General features: G+C 49.7%; 9 protein-coding genes. 1 reads left to right on the top strand and 8 read right to left on the bottom strand.

Going from position 1 to position 12,406, the window contains the following annotated elements:
- The first annotated feature begins 92 nt into the window (after positions 1 to 92).
- A complete protein-coding gene (gene pta / locus ACF8PK_RS04740) occupies positions 93 to 2,234 on the top strand; it encodes a phosphate acetyltransferase (protein WP_038150995.1) in 2,142 nt (713 codons plus the stop codon).
- Between the two features lie 105 nt (positions 2,235 to 2,339).
- Here the strand turns inward: pta and ACF8PK_RS04735 are convergent, their stop codons facing one another.
- The 8 genes from ACF8PK_RS04735 to ACF8PK_RS04700 form a co-directional block, all read right to left on the bottom strand.
- Positions 2,340 to 3,617, bottom strand: a complete 1,278-nt coding sequence (locus ACF8PK_RS04735; RefSeq protein ID WP_004725288.1) for an MgtC/SapB family protein — start codon at positions 3,615 to 3,617, stop codon at positions 2,340 to 2,342.
- Between the two features lie 158 nt (positions 3,618 to 3,775).
- Entirely contained in the window at positions 3,776 to 4,720 is a 945-nt protein-coding gene (locus ACF8PK_RS04730) for a glutathione S-transferase family protein (RefSeq protein WP_158140613.1), read from the bottom strand.
- 125 nt (positions 4,721 to 4,845) lie between these two features.
- Positions 4,846 to 6,249 carry an O-antigen ligase family protein gene (locus ACF8PK_RS04725; RefSeq protein ID WP_392440302.1) on the bottom strand — a complete coding sequence of 468 codons (1,404 nt, stop codon included), beginning with the start codon at positions 6,247 to 6,249 and terminating at the stop codon, positions 4,846 to 4,848.
- Positions 6,250 to 6,408: 159 nt separating this feature from the next.
- Positions 6,409 to 7,401 carry a murein tripeptide/oligopeptide ABC transporter ATP binding protein OppF gene (oppF, locus tag ACF8PK_RS04720; protein ID WP_392440300.1) on the bottom strand — a complete coding sequence of 331 codons (993 nt, stop codon included), beginning with the start codon at positions 7,399 to 7,401 and terminating at the stop codon, positions 6,409 to 6,411.
- Positions 7,398 to 8,369: an ABC transporter ATP-binding protein gene (locus ACF8PK_RS04715; RefSeq protein WP_004725277.1), complete on the bottom strand. Its 972-nt coding sequence runs from the start codon at positions 8,367 to 8,369 to the stop codon at positions 7,398 to 7,400. The genes oppF and ACF8PK_RS04715 overlap by 4 nt, the downstream gene beginning before the upstream one ends.
- Positions 8,370 to 8,399: 30 nt before the next feature.
- Positions 8,400 to 9,302: an oligopeptide ABC transporter permease OppC gene (gene oppC, locus ACF8PK_RS04710; RefSeq protein ID WP_004725273.1), complete on the bottom strand. Its 903-nt coding sequence runs from the start codon at positions 9,300 to 9,302 to the stop codon at positions 8,400 to 8,402.
- Between the two features lie 15 nt (positions 9,303 to 9,317).
- On the bottom strand, positions 9,318 to 10,238 hold the full coding sequence (gene oppB, locus ACF8PK_RS04705; protein ID WP_004725271.1) for an oligopeptide ABC transporter permease OppB: 921 nt from the start codon (positions 10,236 to 10,238) through the stop codon (positions 9,318 to 9,320).
- A gap of 100 nt (positions 10,239 to 10,338) precedes the next feature.
- Positions 10,339 to 11,970 carry an ABC transporter substrate-binding protein gene (locus tag ACF8PK_RS04700; protein ID WP_014204847.1) on the bottom strand — a complete coding sequence of 544 codons (1,632 nt, stop codon included), beginning with the start codon at positions 11,968 to 11,970 and terminating at the stop codon, positions 10,339 to 10,341.
- Positions 11,971 to 12,406 lie beyond the last annotated feature (436 nt).

Genomic DNA, 12,406 nt, shown 5'->3' with positions numbered 1-12,406 from the left:
CAACTCCTATTCTTCTCGAATACGCCGTTGGGCTTTGTTCCTTTCAATCTAAACCCCTTAGATTGTATCAATAGTGTTGAGGTACTTTACGAATGTCCCGTACTATTATGCTTATCCCTATCAGTACTGGCGTTGGCTTGACCAGCGTGAGCATGGGTCTTTTGCGCGCCATGGAGCGTAAAGGTGTAAGCGTTTCTTTCTATAAGCCAATCGCACAGCCTCGCAGCGGTGGCGACCAACCCGACTTGACTTCAACGATCGTCGGTCACAACAGCGACATGAAAATTGGTGAGCCAATGTCAATGTCGTCTGCTGAAGCGCTGATCGGTGGCGAAAAAATGGACGTTCTGCTGGAAACAGTGGTTGAACGTTACAACCAAATCAACTCATCAGAAGTGACGCTGGTTGAAGGTCTAGTTCCAACTCGTAAACACCCATTCGCCAACCAAGTGAACGCGGAAATCGCAAAAACTTTGGGTGCTGAAATTGTGTTCGTCGCAACGCCTGGCACGCACAACCCTGCACAGCTGAAAGAGCGTATCGAAGTGGCATGCTCTAACTTCGGCGGTACGAAGAACAAGAACATTTCTGGTGTGATCATCAACAAGCTGAACGCACCGGTTGATGAAGCTGGTCGTACTCGTCCAGACCTGTCTGAAATCTTTGACGATTCTGACAGCGCAAAACAAGCCAACATCGAAGTGATGCAGATCTTCAACTCAAGCCCAATCCGTGTTCTGGGTTGCGTGCCTTGGAATGTTGACCTGATCGCAACACGTGCGATCGACATGGCAAAACACCTGAATGCTGACGTAGTCAACGAAGGCGACATCAATACACGTCGTATCAAGAGCATCACATTCTGTGCGCGTTCAATCCCGCACATGATTGAGCACTTCCGTCCAGGTTCACTGCTGGTGACTTCAGCAGACCGTCCAGACGTGATCGTTGCAGCGTCTCTTGCTGCGATGAACGGCGTTGAAATCGGTGCTGTACTGCTGACTGGCGGCTACGATATTCCAGAAGAAATCGTGAGCCTGTGTAAACCTGCGTTTGAAACTGGCCTGCCAATCTTCAAAGCACAAGGTAACACATGGCAAACATCGCTGAACCTGCAAAGCTTCAGCCTGGAAGTGCCTGCTGACGATAAAGAGCGTATCGAATTTGTTTGTGACCACGTTGCAAGCCACATCGAAGGCGCTTGGATCGAAACTCTGACTGAAGGTACTCAAGGTACGCGTCGTCTGAGCCCACCAGCATTCCGTTACCAACTGACTGAGTTTGCACGTCGTGCCAACAAACGTATCGTGCTGCCTGAAGGCGACGAACCACGTACTGTTAAAGCGGCAGCCATCTGTGCTGAACGCGGTATCGCGACTTGTGTGCTCCTAGGTAACCCAGATGAAATCCGCCGTGTTGCTGCGCAACAAGGTGTTGAGCTGGGCGCTGGCGTAGAAATCATCGATGCAGATTCAGTTCGTGAAAACTACGTGGCTCGCCTAGTTGAACTACGTGGCGCGAAAGGCATGACTGAAGTTGTGGCGCGTGAAAAACTGGAAGATTCCGTTTTCCTAGGCACCATGATGCTGGAAGCGAACGAAGTGGACGGTCTGGTTTCTGGTGCGGTTCACACCACAGCAAACACCATCGTTCCCCCATTCCAGATCATCAAAACAGCACCGAATGCATCGATCGTATCGTCTGTATTCTTCATGCTGCTGCCTGACCAAGTTCTGGTTTACGGTGACTGTGCAATCAACCCAGATCCAACGGCTGAGCAACTGGCTGAAATCGCAATCCAATCTGCAGATTCTGCAGCGGCATTCGGTATCGACCCACGCGTAGCGATGATCTCATACTCTACCGGTACATCAGGTAAAGGTGCAGACGTTGATAAAGTGCGTGAAGCAACACGTATCGCACAAGAAAAACGTCCTGATCTGATCATCGACGGTCCACTGCAATACGACGCAGCGATCATGGAGAACGTGGCAGCTTCTAAAGCACCTAACTCTCCAGTTGCAGGTAAAGCAACTGTATTCGTATTCCCAGACCTGAACACAGGTAACACCACTTACAAAGCGGTACAACGTTCAGCAGACTTGGTTTCAATCGGTCCAATGCTGCAAGGCATGCGTAAACCTGTGAACGACCTGTCTCGCGGCGCGCTGGTTGACGACATCGTCTACACCATCGCTCTGACTGCGATTCAAGCAGACCAAGAGCAAAAATAATCGCTCTTCGTTCGAGTCAAAAAGCCTTCGGATTCCGAAGGCTTTTTTTATTGGCACCGAATCCTGTTTTATCGCTTGGAAATACAGCCTAAACAGGTGACTGGATTAATGCATCCACCACAGGGTGAACAGGCCCGCGACCACCGACAGCAACATCGCCGGCGCGACGCGAATCCACAGCGCTTTTCCGCCAATGCCCATCGCTAAGCCCATTTTGACCAACGTGTTCACCGACGCGGCAATGATGATCCCCATCGCCGCTGTATAAGCATCCAAAGTGTGTGTACTTTGTCGCCCCAACGCCAAAGTGATTGCATCCACATCCGTGATCCCAGAGATCGCCGACAGTACCAAGGTCCCCACCTGGCCGAACCAATCCGACAACGCATGAGACAGCAGCATGATCACTGCCAGAATCACCCCAAACCAGAGCGCCGACTGTAAGGCCAACGGGTTTTTATGGTTGCCCGTCTGCTCCTCGGTAAAATCGACTTGAGTGGTACGCCAGATAAACCATGCCGGCAGATAGAGCCCAATCATCATCACCCCAATCACCGGCCAAAGAATCGGCGTTAACTCGGTATTAATGAGAGAAGCAACAATCAACAAACGGGGGAACATGGTGCCACAACAGAGTAGAATGCCCGAAGCCAGGAGCGGACTGATCGACGGCTGCTCACGCGACAGATTGGAAAATTGCAGTGTCAGTGCCGTCGAAGAACTGAACCCCGCAAAGACCGAAGTAAACAGCACACCCCGCTTCGCACCGCCAATCTTGATGGCGAAGTAACCCAAAAACGAAATACTGGCAATCAACACCACCATCCACCAAATTTCGTACGGGTTTAATGCCTGCCATGGGCCAAAGCTTTGGTTGGGCAACAAAGGCAGCATCACAATCGAAATCAACATCAGTCGCAGCGCTGCATCCAGCTCGTACTCTTGCAACTTCTGCAAGGCCTGATGAAGCTCTTTCTTGTTATCCAACACCACGGCGGTGATCACCGCAGACGCAGCCGCCAATACCGGTTCTCCGGCAACCGCCAAACTGCCCATCACAAACGTGACCAACAAACTGACCACGCCGGTAATGCTGACGTCCTGACTGTTTCGCTGTTTCATGATGAACGCAATGCTGGCCAGTGCGACCAACGCCAACAAAGCAAAGCCGAGGATGAGCGGCGAAAAATGGGTCGCCAGTACCGCAGACAAGCCGCCGTATAAGCCGACCAGCGAGAAGGTGCGAATGCCAGCCACTCGGCTGCCTTCCACATGATTGCGGTTCACCCAACCGCGCTGCGTGCCAACAATGGCGCCCAACAGCAGCGCCACCAATAGATTCCAGATCACGCTCTGGCCGGCCATGATGTCACTGAAATCCATCGCCCTCTCCCATCCACCCCGCTTCATTTCAGTGTATGCGAATTGGCGTATGAATCCGTGAGCAGAGCGAAATTGTGACTATTTTTCAGCGCATTCAATCAGCACACAAAAAAACGCAGCCTCAGGCTGCGCTTTGCAATAGGGTGTCGGTTCAAGTCTTACAGTGTGTCTCGGCCATGCGCAGATTCCAAATCCAGATCTGGGCCAACCGGCACAATTTGTGTTGGGTTAATGGTGGTGTGACTGAAATAGTAGTGACGTTTAATGTGATAAAAGTCGGTGGTCTCCTTCACGCCCGGTACTTGATACAGCTCTTTCAAATAGCCATTTAAATGCGGGTAATCGGCAATGCGTTTTTTATTGCATTTGAAGTGACCAACATACACAGCGTCAAAACGAATCAAGGTGGTAAACAACCGCCAATCGGCTTCAGTGATCACATTGCCCGCCAAGTATCGATGCGTCGCAAGATGGCTTTCCACTTTATCCAATGCCGCAAATAAGGATTCGTAGGCTTCTTCATACGCTTCCTGCGTGGTCGCGAAACCACAACGGTATACGCCGTTATTGATATTGGGATAGATGTATTCGTTCCACTCATCAATCAGCGCACGAAGATGCTCAGGATAGTAATCCTCCTCGTTCCCCGTGAGTGCATTAAACGCTGAGTTAAACATGCGAATAATTTCTGACGATTCATTGCTGACAATCGTATTGGTTTTCTTATCCCACAGCACAGGCACCGTCACACGACCAGTATAGTCGGCTTTGGCTTGCGTATACACTTGATGCAATTTCGTATGGCCAAACAGCGGCTCAGGAATACCGAACTGCCAGCCGTCACTCATCATATCCGGGCACACGATGGTGACATCGATGTACGCCTCAAGCTGCTTTAGCGCACGGAAAATCAGGGTGCGGTGCGCCCACGGGCACGCCAACGACACGTAGAGATGATAACGACCCGGCTCAGGCGCAAACTGAGCATCTGCATCATTGTCGATCCAACCTCGAAAGCCTGCATCTTCGCGCACAAAGCGTCCGCCGCTGCTTTTCGTGTCGTACCAAACGTTTTGCCACACGCCTTCGACCAGTTTACCCATGAATCACCTCGTTTTTATTCAAATCATGCTGTATTTAAGTCCATTATAGATATTGAAAAATTGGATATAACCGGAGAGTTCTGGCTTAGTTATTCGAAAAATTTGAACTAGCCAACATTGTTCACTTAAGGCATCTCCGGTTTCTCTAAGCAATTGTGTCCGACCCAAAATTGGGTTTTCATGCCCAGCGCTCTGACATCGACAATCTCATCGAACTGTTGAGGATAATGTGACACACGCTCGTAAATTCGATAGCCACACGCCATGATGGCGCCCAGCGCCAGCATCCACACGACTGCGTGGCTGACAAGGCCAACACGGTATGACCCCACCTCCGAACGCCGTAAAGGATTTAACGACGCCCAGAAAGCAGCCAGCGACATGATGGCCAGCAGTTGACTCATCGGCGAATCCAACACACCGGAGACCAAGCTGTACAGCAGCCCAGTCAACACACTTGCCCCCAAGACTTGTGTGATTCGAGATTTGGAGATGGCCACCTTGTACAACAGCAGCAAACAAAGCGACACATAACAAAGTACACCGCCCCATCCCCAATGCACCAGCACATTGAGCACCGAGTTATGCGGGCGACCATTTGCAAAAGGTTGACAAGCGAATGCACCGCCACCTTGTCCCCAAAAGGAAGCAAATTCGATCGATTGTGACCATAAAATTAACCTGCCTGATGATGTTGTTCGAATCGCAACGGCGTCGCTGTCTATCCCCAAGAGATAAGAAGGCAACGGATTAAACAACGCAAATGAGATCAATGCGCCCAAGCCCCCAGTGATGAGCAAAGTCGCGAGCCACTGACGCCATAACGCCCTGTCCACCAGCGCCATCAAAATAAAACCGGCGATAAGCGCCAGCGTGACCCCGCGACCATTGAGGGTAAAACCAATTGAAAATGCCATCGCGACGGATATTAGGGGGAGCAGCGCACGCCGGTTTCGCCTACGAGCGCGTACGGCCAAATACGCCATGGGCAGCACCAGCCAAACGTGCACTTGATTGATAAAGCGCGGATTGGCAAATCCAAAAAACGTGGAGTTACTGACCGCTTCATGATGATAAAGCAGCAACCAAAACGCACTGGCGACACTGAAGAAAAGCAGGCCGTTGAGCAGCAGCGCCAAGCCCATAAGGTTCGCGCGTGCCACGCGAAAGTAGTCAAAAAAGACGCTGAGGAGCAAAAACAACCCAACGAGGTAAAACCAGTGCGTCACCGCGCTGATGCGATAGTCACTGAGTAACGTCGCGATGAGACTCAATGCGATGAAACCGAGTGCGAACGTTCGAGTCGGTTGCTCAAGCGATCGATACAGGGCAATGACCGATTGCCGTAGCCGTGCCGAACACAGTAACCCGACGGCGAAAAGCATGATCAACAAACAGACGACCAGACGTTTGGAATCGTAAATCAGCAGCACCTGATTGCGGGGAATGAACACGTTGAAACTGAAAATGATCAGCGACCACAGTGTCAGCTTGATGATGAGAGTTTGCCACAACGCACTGCGCCGCATCACATCTACCTTTCATGATGATTTTCAATAACCTGAGTATTATTGATATTCAAGAAATGGCAAATGTAAGCTGAGATTAACCCCCAAATAAGGATGAACAGAGACAAAAAAAGCGCGACCCCACGAGAGAGCCGCGCTTAAGCCCGTCACAGGCTGAATTTAGGCACTGACGTGCAGGCAAGAGACCGAGTGGGTATCCGAGCCTTCGATTTGTGGCTTGGTTTGCGCACATTCCGCCGTCGCTTGTGGGCAACGCGTACGGAAAACACAACCGGATGGTGGATTAATCGGTGACGGCAAGTCCCCTTCCAACATCTGAATGGTTTTGTTGCGCTCTAAGTTTGGATCCGGAATCGGCACCGCCGACATCAAGGCTTTGGTGTACGGATGCAGCGGGTTTGCAAACAGTTCGTCTGCTTCGCCCAATTCCACCGCATTGCCCAAATACATCACCAAGACACGATCCGAGATGTGTTTGACCACCGACAAATCGTGCGCAATAAACACGAGGCTCAAGCCCAGCTCTTTTTGCAGCTCTTTGAGCAGGTTAACCACCTGCGCCTGAATCGATACGTCCAGTGCAGAGACCGGTTCGTCACAGATGATCATCTTTGGCTTCAAAATCAGCGCGCGCGCAATACCGATACGCTGACACTGGCCACCAGAGAACTCGTGCGGATAACGGTTGATCACGTTCGGCAACAGACCCACTTTGGCCATCATCTCTTTCACGCGATCTTTGACTTCCTGCTTCGGCAACTCTGGGTAGAAGGTTTGCAGCGGTTCAGCAATGATGTCGCCCACCGTCATACGTGGGTTCAGTGACGCCAAGGGATCTTGGAAAATCATCTGAATTTCTTTGCGCGTATTGCGGCGTTTGACTTCATGCATGCGGGTCAGATCTTGCCCCAGCCACACCACTTCGCCTTCCGTCGATTGCACCAAACCAATGATCGCGCGGGCAAAGGTGGACTTACCACAGCCAGACTCCCCCACCACGCCCAATGTTTCGCCTTCATAAAGACGGACATTGACACCATCAACAGCTTTCAACGTGGACGGTTTTGTCCATGGCCACGCGGATTTCGCTGCGATACTAAAGTGAACCTTGAGGTTTTTGACATCTAACAATACAGGTTTATTGACACTCATTTCGTCCAAGCCTCCCAATCAGAAAAACAAGCACGCTGACGCGCGTCACCAAATGGCGTCAGAATCGGTGCTTCACGCTTACAACGGTCCATCACACGATGGCAGCGCTCTTGATAAGGGCAGCCCACCGGCAGACGCAGTAAGTTGGGCGGGTTGCCCGGGATGGTTGGCAAAATTTCGCCTTCGGTATCCAATCGAGGAATCGCTTTCAGCAGGCCTTCCGCGTAGGGATGACTTGGGTTGTAGAAAATGTCGTTCACACTGCCGTACTCCATAGTACGACCGGCGTACATCACCAGCACTTTGTCGCACGATCCCGCAACCACGCCCAGATCGTGCGTGATCATGATGATGGCGGTGTTGAATTCACGCTTCAGTTCGTTCAGCAGATCCATGATCTGCGCTTGAACGGTCACATCCAGTGCGGTGGTTGGTTCATCGGCAATCAGCAGTTTCGGACGGCACAACAACGCCATCGCAATCATCACACGCTGACGCATGCCGCCCGAGAACTCGTGCGGATACATGGTGATACGTTTGCGCGCTTCCGGAATTTTCACCGCTTCCAACATGCGGACCGACTCTTCAAAGGCTTGTGCTTTGCCCATGCCTTTGTGCAGCATCAATACTTCCATCAACTGATCGCTGACTTTCATGTACGGGTTCAGCGACGTCATAGGGTCTTGGAAGATCATGGCAATCTGCTCAGAACGAACTTTGTTCAGCTCTTTTTCAGGCAGATTCAAAATCTCTTTGCCTTCGAACTTGGCGCTTCCGGAAATGATCCCGTTTTTCGCCAATAGGCCCATGATTGCGAATACCGTTTGTGATTTACCTGAACCGGATTCACCCACGATACCCAATGTCTCACCTTGATTGAGTGAGAAGTTCAAATCGTTAACTGCGGTGACGGTACCATCTTGCGTGGTAAACTCGACGCGCAGATCTTTGACATCTAATAAGCTCATCATTGCTTCCTTAATCTTATAATTTTCTGATTATCTGTCTTTTGGATCGAGCGCGTCGCGCAGGCCATCACCGACGTAGTTAAAACAGAACAGGGTAATGATCATGAATGCGGCAGGGAACAGAAGCTGCCAAATGGCCACTTCCATCGTGTTTGCACCTTCTTGCAACAGGGCACCCCAGCTCGTCATCGGTTCTTGAACACCCAGACCAAGGAATGAGAGGAAAGATTCAGTCAGAATCATGCTTGGGATCAGCAGTGTGGAGTACACTGCAACGATGCCCAGTACGTTTGGCACGATGTGACGGGTAATGATTCGCCATTTGCTCACACCACAAACGTGGGCAGCTTCAATAAACTCTTTGCTGCGCAAACTCAGCGTCTGGCCACGCACGATACGCGCCATGTCCAGCCACGCAATCGCACCAATGGCAACGAAGATCAGAATGATGTTACGACCGAAGAAAGTCACCAGCACGATCACCAGGAACATAAACGGGATCGCATACAGGATTTCCAGCACACGCATCATGATGCGGTCAGTACGGCCGCCGATGAAACCCGATGCCGCGCCATACAGCGTACCAATCAGCACCGCAACCAGCGCACCCATGATCCCCACCATCAGCGAGATACGGCCACCGACCAGAGTTCGTACTAACAGGTCACGACCCAAAGCGTCGGTACCAAACCAGTGCTCAGCCGTTGGCGCCGCGTGCATGGCGTACCAGTCCGTGTCTTCGTAAGTGTAAGCAGAGAACATCGGCACAAAAATCACGGCCAATGTAATTAATGTCAGAATGAACAAGCTAACCATTGCTGCTTTGTTGCGCATAAAACGAATGCGCGCATCCTGCCATAAGCTGCGACCTTCAATTTCCAAGTTCTCCGTGAACTTTTCGATCGCTTCTAAGTTTTCTTTTTTGGTTAACATAATATCCGTGTCCAATTAGTAGCGAATTTTAGGGTCGATATACGCGAGCAGAATATCCACAACCGCATTGAAGAGAATGAAAAGGAAACCGATAAGAATCGTCACACCCATCACCAGTGAGTAGTCACGGTTAAATGCAGCGTTAACGAACAGCTTACCAATCCCTGGCAGACCAAAAATCGTCTCGATAACCACAGAACCGGTAATGATGCCGACAAACGCAGGGCCCATGTACGATACAACTGGCAGCAGCGCAGGCTTCAACGCATGTCGGATCACGATGTAGCTATAGCTCAAGCCTTTGGCACGAGCGGTACGAATAAAGTTACTGTTCAGGGTTTCAATCATTGAACCACGGGTAATACGCGCAAACGTTGCAACGTACAGCAGTGACATCCCAATCACAGGCAACGCCATGTATTGGAAGGAGCCATCTTGCCACCCACCGGCGGGGAACCAGCCGAGATTGATGGAGAAGATGTAAATCAGTACGGGAGCCAACACAAAGGATGGCATCACCACCCCGAGCATGGCGGTCGACATGATCGTGTAGTCGACCCAGGTATTGTGTTTCAGAGCGGCAATGGTTCCGACCCCGACCCCCATAATGACGGTAAAGACAAACGCAGCAAAACCAACTTTCGCCGACACAGGCAGTGCGCTGGCGATCAGTTCGTTCACTGAATAATCTTTATATTTGAACGATGGACCAAAATCACCTTGCAGGATGTTGGTCAAATAGGTGAGGTACTGTTCGGACACAGGTTTGTCCAAGCCGTACTTCGCGTTGATGTTGGCCATCACTTCCGGCGGCAAAGGACGCTCAGAAGAAAATGGGTTACCTGGTGCAAAACGCATCAGAAAGAAAGATATTGTGATCAGCACCAACAGGGTTGGAATCGCTTCAAATATCCTTTTTGCAATGAATTTAATCATAAACTCACTCTTTCAGTCTGTGACAATAGGAAATGAAAAGACGCTGTATGTGCGCTGCACATACAGTGTCTATATATTTATAGTTTTATTTGCTCAGGATTTACTGAGCTTTGATGTAAAGATCTTTAGAGAAGATCTTATCTTCTGCGTTGTTCTCTGGGTAACCGCCAAGTGTTGGTGACACCAAACGAGAAGTAACGTATTGATAGATAGGTGCGATTGGCATATCACGCGCCAGCAGTTTCTCTGCTTGAACGTACAACGCTTCACGCTCTTCATCCGTCTTCGCTGTCAACGCTTTCTCCATCACTGCATCGTATTCTGCATTGTGATATTTCTGGTCGTTTGAGCTGTTGTTTGACTGCATCAGTGACAGGAAGCTTGATGCTTCGTTGTAGTCACCACACCAGCCAGCACGCGTGACGTCATAGTTTCCTTGACGACGAGAATCTAGGAAGGTTTTCCACTCTTGGTTTTCAAGCGTGATGTTGACACCCAGTGTTGTTTTCCACATCGATTGAATCGCCGTGGCGATCTTCTTGTGGTTTTCTGAAGTGTTGTACAGCAGCGTGAAGTTCAGCGGGTTTGATTTATCATAGCCCGCTTCCGCCAACAGTTTCTTCGCTTCAGCAACACGCTCTTTCTGAGTCATCTTGCCGTAAGCTGGCATTTCTGGGTGGAAACCTGCGGTGATTTCAGGCGTCATGAAGTACGCAGGTTTCTGACCTTGCGCAAGAATCGCATCAGTGATGATGTTACGGTCAATCGCGTAAGACAGCGCTTTACGAACACGAACATCGTTAAACGGTGCTTTTTGGTTGTTGAAACCGTAGTAGTAGGTACACAAGTTGCCTTTCACGTTCACTGACTCTGGGTACTCTTTTTGCAGACGTTTGAAGTGCTCAAGTGGCAATTCATACGTCATTTGAATTTCACCAGACAGGAAGCGGTTCATTTCCGCAACTTGGTTTTCAATCGGTAGGTAAGTCACTTTATTGATGACGGTGTGTTCGTTATCCCAGTAGTTCTGGTTACGTTTCAGCTCCAGTCGCTCGTTCACTACCCACTTGTCGACAACATAAGCACCGTTGCCCACAAAGTGTTCAGGTTTGGTCCACTGATCGCCCCATTTTTCAACCGTTGCACGGTGAACAGGTTTCACGGTGGTGTGACCCATCATTTTCACAAAGTATGGTACTGGTGTTTCCAGTTTCACTTCTAGCGTGTTCGCATCCAATGCTTTCACACCCAGAGTTTCTTTGTCTTTTTTCCCTGCGATGATGTCTGCTGCATTCACCATCGTGGTCATCTCAAGGTACCAAGAGTACGGAGATGCCGTTGCTGGATCGACTGCACGTTTGAAACTGTAGACGAAATCTTCCGCTGTCACAGGATCGCCGTTCGACCATTTCGCATTTTTACGCAAGTGGAAAATAAATGTTTTGTTGTCTGTCGTTTCCCAACTTTCAGCAACACCAGGAATGGTATTACCATTCGCATCCTGGTTCACCAGACCTTCTAACAGATCACGAATCACGTGAGACTCTGGCACACCTTCGGTTTTGTGTGGATCGATAGACGCCACTTCAGTACCGTTACCACGAACGAATTCCTGTACATCGGCAAGTTTAGTGCCTGCTGGAACGACAGCAGCGAGAGTTGAGAAAGAAGTGGTTGCCACTGCAAGGCTAGCGCCTAGAAGAAGGGCTTGTGTGATCTTATTTTTATACATGCATAAACTCCAAGTTTTCATTTTGCATCCATGACTTCTCTGAAGAGCTTCTAGAACGGAGCGTCTAGCACTTAGGTTGCTTAGTGCAAAAACTAAACTAAAAGAACCTAAACCCATACAGAGAGTGCGGCACACATTAGCAATCATCGAAGTAATTTGCCATAAATTTGTAGCAAAAACTGAATATCTTCTGCGCCAACTTCAATAATCAGCGTAATACTTCAACCTTGTTCTATTGGCCAGATTATTAGAACAAAGAACAACTTACGCTTAGACCAAAGTGCCATTTCATCTAACTAAGATTGCATTTATAGAATCTTATGCTAAAAATTACTCAAAAATTTAACATTTAGTGTAATGGGCGTCTAATTGAAAGTGATGATCCACTCGTCAGATGACAGGATTTGTGAAGGCAATCACCTGTTGCACTAGGATG

It is taken from the genome of Vibrio sp. CJQ_6, from assembly GCF_043106745.1.
Lineage (GTDB): Bacteria > Pseudomonadota > Gammaproteobacteria > Enterobacterales > Vibrionaceae > Vibrio > Vibrio furnissii.
Note: the sequence above shows the minus strand (reverse complement) of the source record. Positions and strands in the feature narration are given on the sequence as shown.